General features: G+C 32.6%; 18 protein-coding genes. 17 read left to right on the forward strand and 1 reads right to left on the reverse strand.

Translation table 11 applies throughout. From position 1 onward, the window contains the following. Positions 1-5: 5 nt before the first annotated feature. From KQI88_RS06670 to KQI88_RS06730, 13 genes are all read left to right on the forward strand, one after another. Positions 6-1115 carry a GerAB/ArcD/ProY family transporter gene (locus tag KQI88_RS06670; RefSeq protein WP_216415574.1) on the forward strand — a complete coding sequence of 370 codons (1110 nt, stop codon included), beginning with the start codon at positions 6-8 and terminating at the stop codon, positions 1113-1115. Next, positions 1108-2277, forward strand: a complete 1170-nt coding sequence (locus KQI88_RS06675) for a Ger(x)C family spore germination protein (RefSeq protein ID WP_216415575.1) — start codon at positions 1108-1110, stop codon at positions 2275-2277. Before KQI88_RS06670 ends, KQI88_RS06675 begins: the two co-directional genes overlap by 8 nt. Before the next feature lie 91 nt (positions 2278-2368). Next, positions 2369-3022: a stage II sporulation protein R gene (gene spoIIR / locus KQI88_RS06680; RefSeq protein ID WP_216415576.1), complete on the forward strand. Its 654-nt coding sequence runs from the start codon at positions 2369-2371 to the stop codon at positions 3020-3022. Positions 3023-3247: 225 nt separating this feature from the next. Next, positions 3248-4339 (forward strand): D-alanine--D-alanine ligase family protein, encoded by a 1092-nt coding sequence (locus KQI88_RS06685; protein ID WP_246579186.1) that lies wholly within the window; start codon positions 3248-3250, stop codon positions 4337-4339. A gap of 20 nt (positions 4340-4359) precedes the next feature. Beyond that, the gene (locus tag KQI88_RS06690) at positions 4360-4785 is read left to right on the forward strand and encodes a DUF1934 domain-containing protein (RefSeq protein WP_216415578.1); all 426 of its coding nucleotides are present in this window, start codon (positions 4360-4362) and stop codon (positions 4783-4785) included. A 100-nt stretch (positions 4786-4885) separates the two neighbouring features. Next, positions 4886-5527, forward strand: a complete 642-nt coding sequence (locus tag KQI88_RS06695; protein ID WP_216415579.1) for a cyclodeaminase/cyclohydrolase family protein — start codon at positions 4886-4888, stop codon at positions 5525-5527. 113 nt (positions 5528-5640) lie between these two features. After that, a complete protein-coding gene (locus KQI88_RS06700; protein ID WP_216415580.1) occupies positions 5641-7308 on the forward strand; it encodes a PucR family transcriptional regulator in 1668 nt (555 codons plus the stop codon). Positions 7309-7440: 132 nt separating this feature from the next. Continuing rightward, entirely contained in the window at positions 7441-9441 is a 2001-nt protein-coding gene (locus KQI88_RS06705) for a methyl-accepting chemotaxis protein (protein ID WP_216415581.1), read from the forward strand. Between the two features lie 168 nt (positions 9442-9609). After that, entirely contained in the window at positions 9610-10971 is a 1362-nt protein-coding gene (locus KQI88_RS06710; RefSeq protein ID WP_216415582.1) for an MATE family efflux transporter, read from the forward strand. Positions 10972-11286: 315 nt separating this feature from the next. Further along, entirely contained in the window at positions 11287-12411 is a 1125-nt protein-coding gene (locus tag KQI88_RS06715) for a DUF3798 domain-containing protein (RefSeq protein WP_246579169.1), read from the forward strand. 113 nt (positions 12412-12524) lie between these two features. After that, positions 12525-14129 (forward strand): sugar ABC transporter ATP-binding protein, encoded by a 1605-nt coding sequence (locus KQI88_RS06720; RefSeq protein WP_330656100.1) that lies wholly within the window; start codon positions 12525-12527, stop codon positions 14127-14129. 1 nt (position 14130) lies between these two features. Further along, positions 14131-15171 carry an ABC transporter permease subunit gene (locus tag KQI88_RS06725; RefSeq protein ID WP_216415583.1) on the forward strand — a complete coding sequence of 347 codons (1041 nt, stop codon included), beginning with the start codon at positions 14131-14133 and terminating at the stop codon, positions 15169-15171. Position 15172: 1 nt separating this feature from the next. After that, positions 15173-16513 carry an ABC transporter permease subunit gene (locus KQI88_RS06730; protein WP_216415584.1) on the forward strand — a complete coding sequence of 447 codons (1341 nt, stop codon included), beginning with the start codon at positions 15173-15175 and terminating at the stop codon, positions 16511-16513. 45 nt (positions 16514-16558) lie between these two features. Here KQI88_RS06730 and KQI88_RS06735 read toward each other — a convergent pair whose 3' ends face one another. Further along, positions 16559-17098: a peroxiredoxin gene (locus tag KQI88_RS06735; RefSeq protein ID WP_216415585.1), complete on the reverse strand. Its 540-nt coding sequence runs from the start codon at positions 17096-17098 to the stop codon at positions 16559-16561. Between the two features lie 305 nt (positions 17099-17403). On the opposite strand from KQI88_RS06735, the gene KQI88_RS06740 reads away from it, so the two are divergent. From KQI88_RS06740 to KQI88_RS06750, 4 genes are all read left to right on the forward strand, one after another. Further along, positions 17404-18300: a helix-turn-helix transcriptional regulator gene (locus tag KQI88_RS06740; protein ID WP_330656101.1), complete on the forward strand. Its 897-nt coding sequence runs from the start codon at positions 17404-17406 to the stop codon at positions 18298-18300. Positions 18301-18444: 144 nt separating this feature from the next. Continuing rightward, entirely contained in the window at positions 18445-18576 is a 132-nt protein-coding gene (locus KQI88_RS18295) for a hypothetical protein (RefSeq protein WP_281417551.1), read from the forward strand. A gap of 1 nt (position 18577) precedes the next feature. Then, entirely contained in the window at positions 18578-19336 is a 759-nt protein-coding gene (locus KQI88_RS06745; RefSeq protein WP_216415587.1) for an N-acetyltransferase, read from the forward strand. A 1-nt stretch (position 19337) separates the two neighbouring features. After that, complete coding sequence (locus KQI88_RS06750; RefSeq protein WP_216415588.1) at positions 19338-20225, forward strand: SPL family radical SAM protein; 888 nt, start codon at positions 19338-19340, stop codon at positions 20223-20225. The last annotated feature ends 272 nt before the right edge of the window (positions 20226-20497 follow it).

The raw sequence follows: 20497 nt of genomic DNA on the forward strand, positions 1-20497 counted from the left end.
GCTAGATGCAAGATAACAACGATATAATCCCAATAGGGCAGATGATATTTATTTTAATGATAGCTATGGTAGGTACAGGTATACTTACCTTACCCCGAGATTTGGCGGAGGTAGTACCCTATGATCATTGGATTATTTTATTGGCTGGAGGATTGGTAGCAATAGTAACGGTTCTAATCCATGGGGCAATTATAAGACTAAAACCTAGGAAGCAATACTTTGAAATACTTTGTGATGCATTAACTAAACCTATTGCCTATATAGTAGGGTTTATATATGTAATATATTTAATAGGATTTATTGGATTACTTGCAAGGATTTTCAGTGAAGTTATAAAGGTGTATTTACTTACAAACACGCCTATAGAAGTAATAAATATAAGTGTATTAGCTGCTGCTATTTATTTAGCAAGAAAAGGAATAGAAGTATTAGGAAGAATGATGGAGTTTTTATTTCCAATTCTTATAACAATTACAGTATTTATATTTGCTTTATCCTTTACTAGGTCAGATTTTGCAAATTTACTTCCAGTATTTGAAATTACCCCTACTGAAATTTTAAAGGGAGCACCCACTATTATACTTAGTTTTATAGGTCTTGAAATGATACTTTTTTTCGGAGCCCACTTAGATGAACCTAAAAAGGCTACAAAGGCTTATATTGCTGTTGTGGCAATATTGCTGTTCTACATGTTAGTTATAACAGCAACCCTTGCACAATTTGGGCCTATACAAGTAAAAGCTTTACTTTGGCCAACGTTAGACTTGTTTGACACTATAGAATTGCCAGGACTTTTTATAGAAAATATCCAGGTATTAGTTATGAGCCTATGGGTATTAGCTATATTTTCTACTATGGCCCCTATGTTTTTAGCGGCGACAGTTATGACTAAATCATTAACTAGCTCCAAAGATCATGCTTATTTGGCTGCACCATTTTTGCCACTTATATATTTCGTTTCTATAATTCCTGAAAACATATCTATGACATACGAAATGATGGATATATATACTAAATATGTTGCGAGTACTATGATTTTTGTAATTCCACTAATTGTTTTAATATCTTTAGTTATACAAAAAAGACTAAGGAGGGAGGAAAAGGCTAATGTATAAAAGGAAAGCTATTTTTCTACTATTAATTTCATTTTTACTAACTGGATGTTGGGATAAAGTAGAAATAGAAGACAGAGCTCACATTAGCGCTGTAGGCATTGATAAATATTCTTCTGCCGAAGGGGATAAGGCAGCAAATATAGATGAAGAAACAACAGATATTAAAGAAGCTAAGGATACTGGAAGAAATAAGTATACCTTTACATTTTCATTTCCAAACGAAACGAAGGAGGAAGTGACAGATATTGTTATTTCAACTGTTGGAGATGCTCTATATAGCGTATCTAGAATAATGTCAGACCGTACTAATAAAGAACTATTTTTAGGACATCTAAGGACTATAATTATAGGTGCGAATGTTGCTAAAGACCCAAAGTCATTTCGAGAAATATTAGATGGAATAGAGAACAATGAACTTTTAAGTAGAAGGGTTGTACTTGCAATGACAGATGATTCTGCAGGGGATATTATTAAGATTAATCCATCCATGCAGCCAAGGCTGGGGCAATTTATTTCAGAAATATTTAGAAGAAGAGATAGAACTCCTAGAGTACCTAGTGGGTCTGTAGGGGATATACTTAAAGACCTACATGAAACTGGAAACGCACTTATACCTAAAATAACAGCTGGAAAAACTGATGTAAAGGTGGCTGGTGCTGGTGTAATTAGCAACTATCAGTTTAATGGTTGGTTAGGAGAGGTAGAAACTGCACATTTAATGCTTTTAAAGGGTGAAACCCGTATATTAGGAGGCGCGATAGTTAGCTACAAGGGGCATAGTATTCCTATTGATATGAGGCCACAAAAACCTAAAATGAGCCTAATAGAGAACGAGAATAATATAAAAATTTTAATAGAAATAGAGGCAGAGGCAGACGTTAAACAAACATATTTTGAGTCTAAGGAAGATATGTTAAAAGTTGAAGTTATTAAAGAAGTAGAAGAGCTGGCTAATAGAGAAATAAAGCAAAGAATAGAAGAAACAATATATAAAATTCAAAAAGAATTTGCAACAGATGTAATAGGAGTGGATAGATTTTTAAGACAACGCCACTATAGTTTGTGGAAAAGTGTAGAAAAGGATTGGAAAGATATTTTTCCCAATATAGATATTGAAGTAAAGATGGATGTTAAAATACGAAGGATAGGTTTAGTTAGATAGTAGGTTATATAAAAATATACTTGTATAAAATTTCCCCTAATTGTACATAATGAGAGTATAACAATCAAATGGATGAAAAGGGGAAATGAAGATGTATAAAAAATGGGCTAATAAATTAGTAGTATGTTTTTTAACGGGATTAGTTTTAATAAATGTTCTATATGTAAATGAAGAAGTTAAAGCTCTAGAAAGAAGGGGAGAAAACTTAATACGTTTCCATGTGTTGGCTAATAGTGATTCTCCAGAAGATCAAGAGCTAAAGCTTAAAGTAAGAGATAAAGTGATAGATGCAATGGCTGAAGACTTAGAGAAGTCTAAGGATGTAAATGAAACTAGAGAAATTTTAGCGGCTAATTTAAGAAAAATAGAAGAAGTTGCGAAAGAAGAGATAGAGCGAAATGGAGAAAAATATGATGTAAGGGCATCTTTAGGAGAGCATAAATTTCCAACTAAAAGATATGGTAATGTGGTTTTCCCTGCAGGGATATATGAGGCACTGCGTATAGAAATAGGTAAGGCTAAAGGACAAAACTGGTGGTGTGTAATGTTTCCACCACTATGCTTTGTAGATGTAAAGCATGGACTAACAGATGAAAAAACAAAGCAAGAATTAAAGAGTGCCTTAACGGAGGAAGAGTACTATCTAGTATATAGTAGTGTAAATGAAAAGGAGTTACCACTTCAATTAAAATCTAAAGTGTTTGAACTTTTTAAATCCTCAAAAAGACAATTGAGTCGCCGTTAATCTCCTTATTTTAAAATAAAACTTACAAAAAGACAGTCAATCAATTCAATTTGATCGACTGTCTTTTTGTGAAGAGAAGAGGTTTAATTGATTCTAAGATCATGTTGAAATTTATAATTAATTTGCAAACTTTATACAATGATGATTCTTATAAAATGTTGAATAATAAGACAAACAAAGGTAGAATATTAATTATATAGGAAAGAAGGTGTTAATGTGGGAAAGATGAATGTAATGGTAATATTCGGTGGAAAGTCGGGAGAACACGAGGTTTCATTAATGTCAGCTACCTCTATACTTAGGGCAATGAATAAGGATAAATACAATATTATTACTGTTGGAATTACTAAAGAAGGTGTTTGGAAGTTATATGAAGGACCTATAGATGAGATTCAAAGTGGAGCTTGGGAGAAAACTGCAGATGAAGGAGCACAAAATGCAGGTTTAAATACACAGATGTCCTTATTGCCAACTGAGAAAGGCAATGGGATGATAACTTTTGGTAATGGAAGGATTGAAAAAGTAGACGTTGTTTTTCCAGTTCTTCATGGTCCATTTGGAGAAGATGGAACAATACAGGGGTTATTTGAAATGATAAACATACCCTATGTAGGAACAGGGGTTTTAGCTTCTTCTGTAGCAATGGATAAAGCAATATCGAAAAAACTTTTACAGGTAGATAGCATTCCACAGGCAAAGTATGATGTAGTTATGTTTAAGGAATATAAAAAAGATAAGATGGAAGTTATATCTAGAATAGAAGAGAAATTTAAATATCCTATTTTTGTTAAACCTGCTAATATGGGATCAAGCGTAGGTATAACAAAGGCTAATACTAGAGAAAAACTAAAGGAAGCTATTGAACTGGCAGGAAAATATGATAGGAAGATTGTAATAGAGGAAACTATTATTGGTAAGGAGATAGAATGTTCTGTACTAGGAAATGATGATCCTATTGCATCTCTACCAGCAGAAATAATACCATCAGCGGAGTTTTATGACTATAATGATAAATATTTTGCAGGGACTAGTAAATTTGCAATACCAGCTAACTTACCGGAGAGTATACTTAATGAAGTAAGAGATATGGCTATTAAGGTATATAAGCTTTTAGACTGTAGTGGACTATCTAGGGTAGATTTTTTTGTTGAGAGCAATACTAATCGTGTTTTACTTAACGAAGTTAATACAATGCCAGGGTTTACAAAGATTAGCATGTATCCTAAAATGTGGGAAGCTACAGGAATTAAATACGAAGATTTAATAGATAGATTAATAGAACTAGCTATTGAACGTTTTAACGAGAGAGGTAATTAATATAAGAGAAGGAGAGTAAAATGAAATCTACACGTATGATAAGGGTTATAGGGATACAACAGAATTCTGATGGTGAGGAAAGTACAATTGAACTAACTACAGAAGGTTCTGTTTATGAAAAAAATGGCAGTTATTATATTCTTTATGATGAGTCAGAAATTTCAGGAATGGAGGGATCAACAACTAGAATAAAGATAGAGAACAATAAAAAAGTATCTATGAAACGCTCTGGAGCCTCTGCTGTAGACTTTATATTTGAGCAGGGAAAAAAATATGAGAGTAATTATATGACTGCCTATGGGGACTTTACTATGAAGGTAACAACAAATGTATTAGATGTAGAAATTAGTGAAGAAACAGGAAAGGGAAAAATAGATATAGATTATGATTTAAAGATTTTAGGAGGCGTAAGAACTTCTAATAAATTACAAATACAATTGATGTAATTTTGTATTTAATAAGGGGAATATAGACGAAATATCTTTAGTATGATAAAGTTATAGTGAAAACTGAAAATTAAAAACATTTATAGAAGGGGGAAGATTTATGTTATTGGTTGATAGACCTATTAGAGAGTTTGTAGATGCGGTAGAAAGCAAAGAGCCAACACCAGGGGGTGGAAGTGTAGCTGCTTTAGCAGGAAGTCTTGGAGCTGCTCTTACAGCAATGGTTGGTAATTTAACCTTTGGTAGAAAAGCCTATGAAGCTTTAGATGAAGCAACAAAGGCAACTTTAAATAATAATTTTAATGAGGTTGCTAAACTAAAAAATAGATTAAATAAACTAGTAGATAAAGATGTAGAAGCCTTTGAAGGATTTATGCAAGCTCTAAAAATGTCAAAGGAGACAGAAGAGGAAAAGACAGCAAGGAAGAAAGCTATGGAAAATGCAACAATAGAAGCTCTTGAAGTACCACTAACAACTGCTAATGAATGCCTTAGCATACTTAAATTGCAAAAAGTATTTGCTAATTATGGAAATGTAAATGCAATTACAGATGTAGGTGTAGGAGCATTAATGGCTTATGCTGGAGTAGAGGGAGCTTTATTTAACGTAATTATAAACCTACAAGGTTTAAGTGATAATACTTATGTGGAAGACAAAAAGGCAGAGTGTGATAATATTTTAGCTGAAGCTAAAAGGCTTAAAGAAGAGGTACTGTCTATTACTTATTCTAAATTAGCTTAAATAAATAGTAAAAGAAACAAGGAAATTATATAGATTTCCTTGTTTCTTTTTTGTTAAAAATAATAAAGGATTTCTTCTAAATATTTAGAACTGTACAAAGGGGGTGGGAAATAATGAGAAGGCAAAATGGGATTACTGTTGAAGATGTTTTAAAAATGGAATGTATGGAAAAGTGCAAGCTAATTGCAGGATTTAATGGGTTGCATAATACAGTTTCAAAGGTAAATATTATGGCAGATCCAGAAATTTTAGATTGGGTAGACCAAGGAGAATTTTTGCTAACTACAGCGTATTCCTTTAAACTTGGAGGATTAGAAGAACAAAAATTATTTATAAAAGAATGTGCAAACAAAGGGTTAGCAGGTATAGGAATAAAGATATATCCATATTTAGAGTCCTTTCCAATTGAAATTATTGAACTGGCCAACGGACTAAATCTTCCCATTATAGACTTATACTATGGAACTCCCTTTAGTGATATAATGACACCTGTTTTTAAGGAGATTTTTAACAAACAGACATCTTTGCTGCAAAGATTAGAAAGAGTCCACGAGCAATTGATGGATGTAGTACTAGAAGGTGGAACTATAGGGGATATTGGAAGGGTAACCTGTGAAAATTTAAGAAATCCTCTTATAATTAAGATTGGGTTTCCGGATCAATGGTTTTTGCAATTGGAATCTATTGATAATATCACTAAAAATATTCTATTTGAAAATGCAAAAAAATTTTACGATCCCAATTCTACAAAAAGTGCCGAAAGAAAGTTTAACGAAGGAATAGAAATAATCGAAGGGAAGCCCATCCGGAGGATGGTAATGCCTATTGTTCTAAAAGACAGTATATATGGGCATATTTTTTCCTGGGCTATTAATACTCCATTGGGGGGATTTGATCTTTCTGTATTAGAAAATGCATCAACTATAATTTCCTTAGAAATATTAAAGCAACTTTCTGTAAGGGATGTTGAAAATAGATATAGATCGGAATTTTTGGAAGACCTACTTTCTATGGAGGAGAAAAGAAAGGAAAAGGCAGAGGAACGAGCTCATTTATTTAAGCTAGATATTAATGACACCTTCATTATAGTGTTGATACATACTGATGAGAAAGAAGAAATTATGGTTGATAATTTTGACCATAGATTAGTAACCTTATATAGTGCCTTGGAAGGGTTAATAGAAGAGTATAGTTTAAAAGGTTTCGTTGCTAGGAGAACTGATAGCGTATATATGTTATTGGCTTTTCATAATAAAAATAAAATAGATTCTACTATTAAATCATTTAGTAGCAATTTGGAAAACTTATTAAAGAAGAAATTTGAAAAACTTAACTATAAAATAGGAATAGGAAGAGCTTATGAAGGTTTAAGAGAGGTACATAAAAGCTATATGGACTCTTTAAAGGCTATACAAGCTGTGGAAATATTAAATGAAAAATCTTTAGTATTTTTTGAAGATCTGGGTGTATATAAAATACTTTTTCAAGATCATTTGTGTGATGAGCTAGATAGATTCTATAATATGACTATTAAGCCACTTGCAGCCTATGATGAAAAAAAATCGACAGAATTAATTAAAACCCTAGAAGCTTATTTTATGTACAATGGCAATTTAAAAAAGATTTCAGAAGTACTTTTCACCCACTACAATACTACGCTTTATCGAATTGAACGGATACAGAAAATTACAGGTCTAAACCTAGAAAACTCAGAACATAGGCTGAACCTGCAAATAGGGCTTAAAATCAAAAAGTTACTAGATAATATACCTAAAAACTAGTCTGAAAATACTGATATTTCGATAAGTGATTTTAATAAAGTTATTTTGTGGAAGAGTCGATAAAATTGTAAAGATATTTAGCAAATCCGCCGATATATATTAAATAACGAATAATGGGGGGGGTTTGACAACATGAAAAGTATACGAAATAAATTAATTGTTATCTTTACACTAATATTACTAATTACATCATTAGCATTAGGCGTTGTATCTATTCAAACTGCTTCAAATAGGCTTATTGATCAGGAGAGTGAGTTCTTAGAAACTCTATCTATAGAAGCCTCAAAGTATATTGAAGCAAGAACCAATCAACAATTAAGCCACAATGAAACATTAGCAGCCAATATGCATTTAATCGACAGTCTATCCTGGGAGAAGAAGGTAGATTTTTTTGAAAGGGAAGCAAAAAGGGCAGGTTATAATAATTTTGCTATAGTAGATTTGAGTGGTAATTCAACTACTATAGATGATGAAATGATTAATTTTAATGTAAGTAATAGAGATTATTTCAAAAAGGCATTGTCTGGAGTATCTGCTATATCCGATGTTATAATTAGTAATGCAGATAATGATACAATAATTGTATATTCATCTCCAATTATTCAAAATGGACAAGTAATAGGAGTATTAAATGGTGCTAGAAAAGGAGATATACTGAGCGAGATTGTAAGTGAAATGAATTATAGAGAAACTGGAGGTTTCTTTATAGTAAATGAAAATGGAACCATTGTAGGAGATGAGGATAGGGATTTGGTTATGCAACAGTATAATCCGATAGAAGAATCGAAAAATGATCCAGCTTCAGAATCTTTAGCTAATTTTATTAAAAGTAGTATTTCAGAAAAAACATCTGGAAAAGGAAATTATACATATAAAGGAACAGAAAAAATGGCAGCCTTTGCTCCAATAGGTAATAGTGGATGGACTATATTTGTAGGGATAGATAAACAAGAAGTATTATCAGGTGTAAATCAACTAAGAAATAATTTAGGTTTGTTTACATTAATTGCAATTGTATTAGGAGGATTAATCACATTTTTTGTTAGCAAAGGTATTGCAACGCCAATTGTATTGCTTACAGGTTTTGCACAGAAGGTGGCTAACTTAGATATTACTGAAGATGTAGAAAATAAACTTCTTCTGAGAAAGGATGAAATAGGAGAACTAGGTCGTGCATTTAAAGAAATAATATACAGTTTGAGAGAATTTATAAAAAATGTATCCTATAATTCTGAGCACCTAGCATCCTCTTCGGAAGAGTTAACCGCTGTTACTCAACAGTTAGTTGTGACATCAGAAGAAGTAGGCAGAACTATTGAAGAAATTGCAAAAGGGGCAAATGATCAGGCCAAGGATACTGAAGAAGGTGCAATTAATATTGATGAATTAGGTAAGCAAATATTCAAAAATCATCAAGATATTTTGAATTTAAGTAGTGCATCGGAAGAAGTAAATATTCTAAAGGATGAAGGTTTAAATATATTAACTGATCTTGTAGAAAAAAACACAGAGTGTAACATGGCTATGAAGGAAGTAGGAGAAATTATTGCTAATACGAATAAAAGTGCGGAAAAAATAGAAGTCGCTAGTGAAATGATTAAAAATATAACAGAACAGACTAATTTATTGGCATTAAATGCAGCAATTGAGGCGGCACGGGCAGGAGAAGCTGGTAAGGGATTTGCGGTAGTGGCAGATGAAATAAGAAAGCTATCCGAACAATCCAATCAATTTACACAACAAATTACTGATATAGTGGTAGATTTAACTAATAAAACTGGTGAAGCTGTAAATACTATGGGCGAAGTTGATAAAATAGTTATGTCTCAAACTGAGAGTGTAGAACTAACGAATATTAAATTTGAGGGAATTGCTGATGCGATAGACAAAGTAAAGGAAGCAATAGAAGATATTAATCAATCTGGAAATGAGATGGATAGAAAAAAAGAAAGTATTATAGAGACTATCCAAAATCTATCAGCAATATCTGAGGAAAATGCAGCAGGAACAGAAGAAGCAGCAGCATCTGTAGAAGAGCAAATAGCATCTATAGAAGAAATTGCTAATGCTAGTGAATCTTTAGCAAAGCTTGCTGAAGAAATGCAGGAGAGTATTTCTAAATTTAAATATTAGGAGTTAAATAAATATTCTCTGTTGACATAATAATAACATTTGGTTATAATACATAAGTAGATTTTTCCAAAATCATAATTGATAAATAATCAGAAGCACATGGGCAGCTTTATAAAACACCCAGTTGCTTCTGTTTTTTTATTTTTGTAGGCAGAGGAGGAATAAGATATGAAGAAACTACTAAAAGATAAGAAATTTTTTATTTTATTATTTACACTAGCTTTACCGATTACTTTTCAAAATCTGATCAGTTCATCCCTTAATCTAATTGATAATTTGATGATTGGTAAGCTAGGAGAAACAGAAATTGCTGCTGTAGGCTTAATCAATCAGTTCTTTTTTATTTTTATGTTATGTTTATCTGGTATTAATGCTGGAGCCAGTATATTTATGTCTCAATATTGGGGAAAAAAGAATATAGATAGAATAAAAAAGGTATTAGGTTTAAATATTATATTAGGGTTATTAACAGCTATTGTATTTTCAATTGTGGGGCTGGTATTTCCTAGTTTTGTAATTAAAGTGTTTACTAAAGATCAACATGTTATTGCTTTAGGTACTACTTATTTAAGATTTGTTGCTGCTAGTTTTATTATGACAAGTATTACACAAGCATATTCTACTGCATTGAGAAGTACAGAACAACCAAATACTCCGATGTATGCTAGCTTAATAGGGGTTGCTTGTAATGCTATTTTAAACTGGGTATTAATTTTTGGAAACTTGGGCTTTCCCGCCATGGGTGTTAAGGGTGCAGCTATAGCTACAACTATAGCGAGAGGAGCGGAAATGCTTTACGTTTTAAGCAGAGTATATGGGGTTAATAATATTATTAGTGTAAAGCTTAGAGAAATATTTAGCTTTAATAGAGAATTTGTAATGGTATACTTTAGGACATCCTATTCAGTAATTATAAATGAAATTATATGGGCTTTAGGTATGACAGCCTATTCAGTTGTTTATGCTAAAATAAGTATTAGTGCTGTAGCTGGGATGCAAATTGCAACTACAATAAGTAATATTTTTATGGTAGTATGTATTGGTTTAGCTAGTGCCTCTGCTATAATGATAGGAACTCAGATTGGGGCAGAGAATGAAGATATAGCTAAGGACTATGCATTTAAACTAGGAGTATTATCACCTTTTATTGGAATATTGATAGGAATAGGTATATGGGTTTCTGCTCCTTTTATTTTACAATCCTTTAATATTAGCCATACAACATATGAATCGACCCTTATGGTTTTAAGAATTATGGCAGTATTTTGTCCACTACGCTTCTTTAATGTTCTTATGATAATTGGTGTATTTAGAGGCGGAGGAGATACAACATATTCTATGATAGTCCAGGGAGTTACCCTATGGCTATATGCAATTCCACTTTCATTTGTTGCCGCAGTCTATTTTAAAGTATCATTGCCTATGGTATACTTTATTATCTGTACAGAAGAAATTATAAAAGCAATCTTTGAGGTTAAAAGATTTTTATCGAATAAATGGATGTGCAATGTAATTGAACAAGTTGCATAGCAATAAAAGGCTAAAATTATTATAAACATTTAAAAATATATAAATCACCTAGTATCTATTTTAAAATAGATACTAGGTGATTTATTAATATTTAATTTCTATAGTTCTATTTAAAAGAATATAAGAATAGAAATAAGAAAAGGACAGACTAATTAAATTAACTAAACACTTTCTCTATATAAGAAATTATCAGAATATTTAAAATTATGGAATTTCAAATTTGCATATTGTTTCCTATATCTACTCTCTTGATATTTATATGAAATAGCAAACCCTGTAGAAAGTGTTAAGTTAAAAAAGAAATTATTAAAGGGGATGAAAATTTTGAAAAGATTTTTAGTGTTACTAGTAGCATTAATTATGATTTTGAGCCTAGCAGCTTGTGGGAACAAGCAAGGCACAGCGGCAGTACCTAAATATAAAATAGGTATTATGTCTGGTACGGTATCTCAAGGTGAAGAGGAGTTTAGAGCGGCTGAAAATATGAAGGCAAAATACGGTGATATGATTGTTACCAGTACGTATCCAGATCGCTTTATGCAAGAGCAGGAAACTACGATTACTAATATGATGGCTATGGCATCTGACCCAGATGTAAAAGCTATTGTTATGACTCAAGCTGTACCAGGTGCAGCAGCAGCTGTTGACAGAGTTAGAGAGATTAGACCAGATATGCTATTTATATTAGGATCCCCCCAAGAAGATCAAGATGTTATTGCATCTAAGGGTGATATTGTACTGAACACAGATGATTTAGGTAGAGGAGAACAAATAGCAGAGCATGCTTATAATATGGGTGCAAAAACTTTAGTCCACTACACATTCCCAAGACATATGTCTATTGAATTCTTAGCTGTAAGAAGAGATAGAATGAAGGCTAAGGCAGAAGAACTAGGTATGAAATTTGTGCAAGAGGATGCCCCAGACCCAACAGGTGATGCAGGAGTTCCTGGAACACAACAATTCATTATTGAAGATGTGCCAAGAAAAATTGCTGAATATGGTAAAGATACAGCCTTCTTTGCTACTAATTGTGCTATGATGGAACCTCTTATTAGACAAAGTGTAGAAGGTGGAGCTATATTCCCAGTACAATGTTGTCCGTCTCCTTATCATGCAATGCCAGCTGCACTAGGTATTGCTGTTCCTGATGAAAAGGCGGGGGATTTAAGTTATATAATCGATGAAATAGGCAAGAAAGTTGAAGAAGCTGGAATGAAAGGAAGAGTTGCTACTTGGCCAGTTCCTGTAAACATGATGTTTATTGAAGGTGGAGTAGAATATGCTAGAGCTTACTTAGAAGGTAAGACAAATGGAAAAGTGGATAAAGAAAAACTTGTTGAAGTTCTAGAAAAAATAGCAGGTGCTTCTGTTCAATTAACAGAGTATGAAGGTCATAACAACTATTTCCTATATCTTTCAGATCATATTATTTTTTAACCTTCTAGAAAAGTGTAAATTTTAAAAATTAAATTTCTACCTACAAGATTGCCAGTAGATGGCAATCTTGTACTATTAATTCCTTATGAGTAATAACAAAGGAGGTATAAGCGTTGGAAAAGGAAGAGTATGTATTACAGATGAATAATATTGCAAAGGAATATTACGGAACCCGTGTGCTAAAAGGGGTGGATTTATGCGTTAAACCAGGAGAAATCCATGCTCTGTTAGGTGAAAATGGAGCAGGTAAGTCTACATTAATGAATATACTTTTTGGAATGTCTGTAATTCACTCAACAGGCGGGTTTGAAGGGGATGTGCTAATAGATAATGAAATTACCCATGTTAAGTCCCCTATAGAGGCTATGGAGCTAGGTATTGGTATGGTACATCAAGAATTTATGTTAATACCAGGATATTCAATTACTGAAAACATAAAGCTTAATAGAGAAATAAATAAGGATAATTTTATAAATAAATTTTTAGGGTCAAAATTAAAGATATTGGATTTTAAAAATATGAGTAAGGATGCTAGAGCAGCCCTAGATACGGTAGGAATGGATGTGGATGAGTGGGTAAAGGTCGCAGGATTACCTGTTGGCTATATGCAGTTCATTGAAATAGCAAGGGAACTGGATAAGAAGAATTTAAAAATTATTGTATTTGATGAACCTACTGCCGTTCTTACAGAAAGCGAAGCCAGTAGACTTTTGAAGGCTATGAAAAAAATTGCTGACTCTGGGATTGCGATTCTTTTTATTACCCATAGACTAGAAGAGGTAATGGAAGTAGCTGATAATATAACTATTTTACGGGATGGAGAACTTGTAGCAAAGGTTAAAAAGCAAGATACTAATCCATTAGAACTTGCAGAGTTAATGGTTGGAAGAAAAATAGATGGAATTTTAAACAATACTACTAGTAGTATCCAGAATAAAAGTACAATATTATCTATTAAAAACTTAACTGTACATATGCCTGGCGAAGAAGTAAAGGGAGTGAACCTAGATATTAAAGAAGGTGAGATTTTAGGAATTGGAGGTTTGGCGGGTCAAGGAAAGATTGGTATTGCTAATGGAGTTATGGGACTGTATCCTGCTAGTGGAGAAGTTTATTTAAAGGAGAGAGAGCTTAAGTTAGGTGATCCTAAGGAAGCTCTTAAAAATAATTTAGCTTTTGTATCTGAAGATAGAAGGGGCACAGGCTTGCTTTTGGACTCATCTATCGAATTAAATATTGTTATTACAGCTATGCATAATCAAAGAAAGTATATTAAAAATTATGGACCATTTACTCAAATAAAATCAAAGGAAATTAGGGAATATAGTTTAAAAATGATAAAGGATTTAGATATTAGATGTACTGGCCCAACTCAGATTACAAGAAGGTTAAGTGGAGGAAATCAACAAAAAGTTTGTATTGCTAGAGCTCTTACATTAGAGCCTACTATTTTATTTATTTCTGAGCCTACTAGAGGGATAGATGTTGGGGCTAAAAAATTAGTTTTAGAAACATTAGTTAAGCTTAATAAGGAATTAGGAATGACAATAGTTATGACTTCTAGTGAGCTTTCTGAATTAAGATCAATATGTAATAGAATAGCTATCGTAACCGAAGGTAAAATACAAGGTATATTAAAACCAGATGACAGTGATGCTAACTATGGGTTGATGATGGCAGGCAATAAGTTGGAAACCCTTAGCAAAGGAGTTGAATAAATTGAAAGAGAGAGTAAAGCAATTTATTGAAAAGTTTGGTCTTCCTCGAATTATTATTGTAGGGTTTTTAATTTTTCTTTCTATTTTAGCAGCTATTGTGAAAATACCTTTTGGAGAATTAATTAAAGATTCCTTAGTTAGAACAGGAATGAATGGTGTATTAGTCTTAGCCATGGTTCCAGGTATATTAAGTGGTGTGGGATTGAATTTTGGCCTGCCTTTAGGAATACTTTGTGGTCTTTTAGGTGGACTTATAAGTATAGAGCTAAACCTTTCCGGAGGGATAGGATTTTTTGCAGCTGTATTGTTTTCTATACCACTTGCTGCAATAGTTGGATTTGGATACGGTTGGCTTTTAAATAAGGTAAAGGGCTCAGAAATGATGGTAGCAACATATGTAGGGTTTTCAGCGGTATCTTTAATGAGTATCGGTTGGATGATTCTACCCTTTAAGAGTCCAGAAATGGCTTGGCCTATAGGTAAGGGTGTCAGAACTACCATATCCCTAGCAGGTAGATTTGATAAAATATTAAATGATTTTGCAACTTTTAATATAGGTAGTATAACTATTCCTACGGGCTTAATTTTATTCACATTAGCTCTTTGTGGTATTGTTTGGATTTTTCTAAGAAGTAAAACAGGTGTTGCCATGAAGGCTGCGGGGGATAATCCTAGATTTGCTATGGCAGCTGGAATTAATGTTAACAAACATAGAATAATAGGTACAATATTGTCCACTATTTTAGGGGCAATAGGTATTATAGTTTACTCTCAAAGTTTTGGTTTCCTTCAATTATATCAAGCACCGATGTTTATGGGCTTTGCAGCTGTAGCTGCTATATTAATTGGTGGAGCTACTGTAAAAAAGGCATCAATCTCTAATGTGTTAATAGGAACCTTTCTATTTCAATCTCTTTTAGTTGTTGCATTGCCAGTTGCAAATAAAATTATGACCTTAGGAAGCCTAGCGGAAATAACAAGAATTATAGTAAGTAATGGTATAATTTTATATGCACTTACACAAGTTCGTGGAGGTGAATAATATGATTGATAAAATAAATGACACTGAAAATCAAAAGGATAATTTAAAGGAAAAAATAAAGAACTTACTAACAAATCATATGGTAACAGTGGTATTTGCAGTACTTTGTTTGATCGGATTTAAGGCTTCAGGATTAACATTTTCTTTTTATTTAAATGATATTATTACTAGAATTTCTAGAAATGCATTTTTAGTATTAGCCCTTATTATTCCAGTACTAGCAGGAATGGGTCTAAACTTTGCTATAGTTTTGGGTGCAATGGCTGGGCAAGCAGCTATTATTGCAGTGGCTCATTGGGGAATTACAGGATGGCAAGGGATTCTACTGTGTGCAGTAATAGCAGCACCCTTAGCAATTATTTTTGGATATTTAACAGGAAAGCTATTAAATAATACTAAGGGGCAGGAAATGATAACAAGCTTAATTTTAGGTTTTTTTGCGAATGGTATTTATCAAATGGTATTTCTTATTTTAGTTGGATCTATAATTCCTATGAAAAATGAGGAACTTATTTTAAGCACTGGGGTAGGGGTTAGAACTACAATAGACCTAACTGGCAAATTGAAATATGGTTTGGATGATATTTTTAAGCTTTCATTTCCTATGTTTGTATTATTACTTTCAGTTGTTTTAGCTATATACATTATTTGCAAATATTACAAAACTAGATATCTAAAAGAATTTAATAATAAAAAATATAAGACCATTGGTGTAACTAGCCTATTATTAATAATTTTTAGTATTATATCTATGAATGCTTCTGCATTGTTTCAATCCTTTGGAAATTCCTCAGAATTTGCAAGAAAAATTTTGTTAGAATTAATTATGATTAATAATGTGAAAGTACCAATAGCAACAGGAGTTTTAATTACCCTATTATGCTTGTTTAATATATTTATTTCAAAAACAAAGATTGGGCAAGATTTTAAATCCGTTGGCCAAGATATGCATATTGCAACCGTATCTGGTATTAACTCTAATAAAATTAGAGTTATTGCAATCGTAATTTCTACAGTACTTGCCGCATGGGGACAGATTATTTATCTTCAAAATCTTGGTACCTTTAGTACATATGGTAGCCATGAGCAGGTAGGTATGTTTGCAATAGCAGCTCTTCTAATAGGAGGAGCCTCAGTAACTAAGGCAACCATTGGTCAGGCCTTATTAGGTACAGTTTTATTTCATACATTATTTATTGTTTCGCCACTAGCAGGTAGGAATTTATTTGGTGACCCACAGCTGGGAGAGTTTTTTAGAGCCTTCGTAGCTTATGGAGTGATAGGACTTTCACTAGGTATGCATGCTTGGAAGCAACAGATACAGGCAAAACATAAATTATAGCTTAAAAAGCCCCCAGATACTTAAGTATCTGGGGGAGTACTATTTTTATAGAGTATCGTCTCCAGGATTCCAGTCAATAGGGCATAGTCCGCCAGATTGTAGACCTTGAAGTACTCTTAATGTTTCATCTACACTTCGTCCAACATTTAAATCGTGTACTACTGAATATCTAAGTACTCCTTCAGGGTCTATAATAAATAATCCTCTTAAGGCAATTCCTTCTTCCTCTATTAGTACACCATAATCCTTAGCTACTTGGTGAGTCATATCAGAAGCTAATGGGAAGGATAGTTGTCCTAATCCACCTTGATCTTGAGCTGCATTTATCCAAGCTTTGTGGGAATGCTCACTATCTGTACTTACACCAAGCACCTCTGTATTAAGCTTATTAAAGTCCGCTAGTCTTTTGTTTATTGCTGTAATTTCTGTCGGGCATACAAAGGTAAAGTCTAGTGGATAAAAGAACATTACTAACCACTTTCCTTTATAATCATCTAAAGAAACCTTTCCAAAATCCTTACCATCACCGTTAGCTGTGTTCATTGCAAAAAAAGGTGCTTTTAACCCAACCATTCTTTCTGCCATAATAAAACCCTCCTTATCAATCATATGTTATTGTAATTTAATACTTGTCCAATATATATATTCCCAAATAAATCGATCCTAAACATTAATGATTATTATTTTCAATAAAATTATAATTTGCTATATTTAGCATGATTTATCTCATTATCATTGCCTACTGGAAAATATGTAGTTTTTGTTATTGAAGTGGAGAATTTTTTAATTGTGGCTACTTTATTTTAAAATTAATCTTTATACAAGGTGTAATATGACATGGTGTTGTCATATAATTGTGATATTCTATACTTAGGTGATGAAAAATGCAAATGAATAGATTATTTGAAATTATATATATTTTATTGGGCAAAAAAAGAATAACCGCAAAAGAGCTATCTGAACATTTTGAAGTCTCACAGCGAACGATTTATCGGGATATTGAAACACTTTCAGCTGCTGGAATACCAATTTATACGAATAAGGGAAAAGGCGGAGGTATTAGTCTGTTGGATAATTTTGTGTTGAATAAATCCATTCTTTCTGAACAGGAGCAAAATGAAATATTGATGAGTTTACAAACACTAAATGCTGTGCAATTTCCTGATATAGAGCCTGTGCTTCACAAATTAAGCACTCTTTTTAAAAAGCAAAGTATGAATTGGATTGATGTTGATTTTTCTCATTGGGGGAGTGATGAGAATGAACGGCAAAAATTTAACTTACTAAAAACAGCTATTCAAAATGGAAATGTTCTAATCTTTGATTATTTTAGCTCTTATGGTGAAAAAACGAAAAGAACCATTGAGCCTATAAGGCTTATTTTTAAAGAACAAAGCTGGTATATTTATGGATTTTGTAGGTCTAAAAATGATTTTAGACTATTTAAAATCACACGGATAAAAAATTTGAGTCAATTAAATGAAACCTTTAGGAGAGAGAGTCCTAACAATATTTACAATGGTTTTCAAGATCATAATAATAAAATAGTGGAGCTTGTTTTAAAAATTGAGGGTAAAATGGCCTATAGGATTTATGATGAATTTAATCCAGAATACATTTTGAAAAACTTGGATGGAAGTTTTACTGTAACTGCAATTTTTCCAGAGGGTGAATGGATATATTCTTATGTGCTGTCCTATGGTGATTTTGCAGAGGTTTTAGAACCAAAGCATGTTCGGGATACTATAAAAAGAAGACTTGAAAATGGATTGAAAAAATATCTATAATATGACACCTAGGTGTCAATTTATTAATGATATACTGATTATAACCTGGGGGGAAATATGCAAAATTTGTAGTGCAAAGGGATAGGATATGAATTATGCAGAAATTCATATGTACATTTCTTTGAATTAATTAGGAGGAAATATATGAATAAATTAGATTATAAAAAAGACTATAAAGATCTATATCTTCCGAAAAAAAGTCCAGTTATCGTTACAGTGCCATCTAATAAACTTAAAACCGTATTACGGTATAAGATTGAAGCTGAGGTGAAGTAAAATGAAGATTATAAAAGTTGATTATCATAATATTGATATGGAGCATATTTGCTGTGCAATTACAGATAAAAAAGGAGAAAGCTGTGCTTCCCTAAAAAAAGCATGGATGAAGGAGCGCTTTGATGATGGATTGATCTTTAAAAAGCTTGATGTGCGGGGGAAGGTTTTTATTGAGTATATTCCTGCTGAAAATGCTTGGTGTCCTGTAGAAGCTGATGGATATATGTTTATTAACTGTTTCTGGGTTTCAGGCAAGTTTAAAGGACAAGGTTACGGGAATAAGCTGTTAGAAGAATGTATCAAAGATTCAAAGCAGTATGGAAAGAAAGGATTGGTCATTCTTTCCTCAAAAAAGAAGATGCCTTTTTTATCGGATCCCAAATATTTGAAATATAAGGGCTTTCAATTATGCGATGTTGCTGATCCTTATTTTGAACTGCTGTATCTACCTTTTGAAAAGGATGCAGAAAAACCAAGATTAAAAGAATGCTGTAAAAAGGGTGTAATTGATAAGATGGGAATCGTCTTATATTATTCGAATCAGTGTCCACATACTGAAAAATACGCCACCCTGCTTACGGAAATCGCTGGTATAGAAGGTATTGACTTTACTCTAATAAAGTATCAAACAAAAGAGCAGGCACAAAACTCACCTGCACCATTTACAACATACAGTCTTTTTTATGATGGCAAATTTGTAACTAACGAAGTGTTATCGGAAAAGAAGTTTAGAAACTTTCTTGCCGAACGGGGATTGTAAAATGGAGTTTATTAAGGCAAAAACAATCATTTCAAGCTATGCTACTAATAATTCTTGGTTTGGGAATAATTACAATATGAATATTTATAAGGGTTGTTGCCATGGCTGCATCTACTGCGATAGTCGTAGTGAATGTTATCGTGTAGAGAACTTTGATGAGGTAAGGGCAAAAGAAAATGCACTTGCCTTAATTGCACGTGAGCTTAAATCAAAACGTAAAACTGGTGTTATCGGCACTGGATCAATGAGTGATCCATATAATCCATTTGAGAAAGAGTTTAAGCTAACAAGAGGGGCACTTGAGCTGATTGATCGTTATCGGTTCGGAGTTTCTATTGCTACAAAAAGTGATTTGATTTCAAGAGATATAGATATTCTAAAAGCAATAGCAGTACATTCTCCAGTGATTATCAAGATGACAATCACAACCACTGATGATCAATTGTGTAAAAAGATTGAGCCAAATGTGGCTGAATCATCGCAACGATTTGCCACAATAAAAAAACTGACTGATAATGGTATTTTTACAGGCATATTGTTAATGCCTGTACTTCCATTTATAGAAGATAATGAAGAAAACATCAGTAGCATTGTTAAGCTTGCACATGAAAATGGAGCAAAATTTATATACCCTGCTTTCGGAGTGACCTTACGACAAAATCAGAGGGAATGGTATTATAATAAGTTGGAAGAACGCTTTCCATTCATTAAAGAGAAATACATTAGGCAATTTGGAAATGCCTATGAATGCCCTTCTCCAAAGGCAAAGGAGCTATGGAAATTGTTTCGAGGTGAATGTGACAGACATGGTATTTTTTATAGGATGAATGATATTATCAAAAATTATAAGCAGGGGTATAAAGATGTTCAGCTCTCATTTTTTGATTAAGCATTTTATTTGTTTTTCAAAGCCGTGTGCTTGGATAAAAAAAACACTTGTTTTTGTCTTTTAAATTAAAATTCTTTTAGTTTTTACTTAACACAGGCCATGAATATCATCATGAGACTACAGATTTATATGATAAAATAATCAATTATATTAAACCAGATATATTTGTTATATTCCTCATAGTGGATGTTCTTTAGGAGCATACTAATACCAATAATTAACATACACCAGTATACCTGCTTATCCAAAAAATAGTTGTAAACTCTTTGTTA

The sequence above is a fragment of the Alkaliphilus flagellatus genome (assembly GCF_018919215.1).
Classification (GTDB): domain Bacteria; phylum Bacillota; class Clostridia; order Peptostreptococcales; family Natronincolaceae; genus Alkaliphilus_B; species Alkaliphilus_B flagellatus.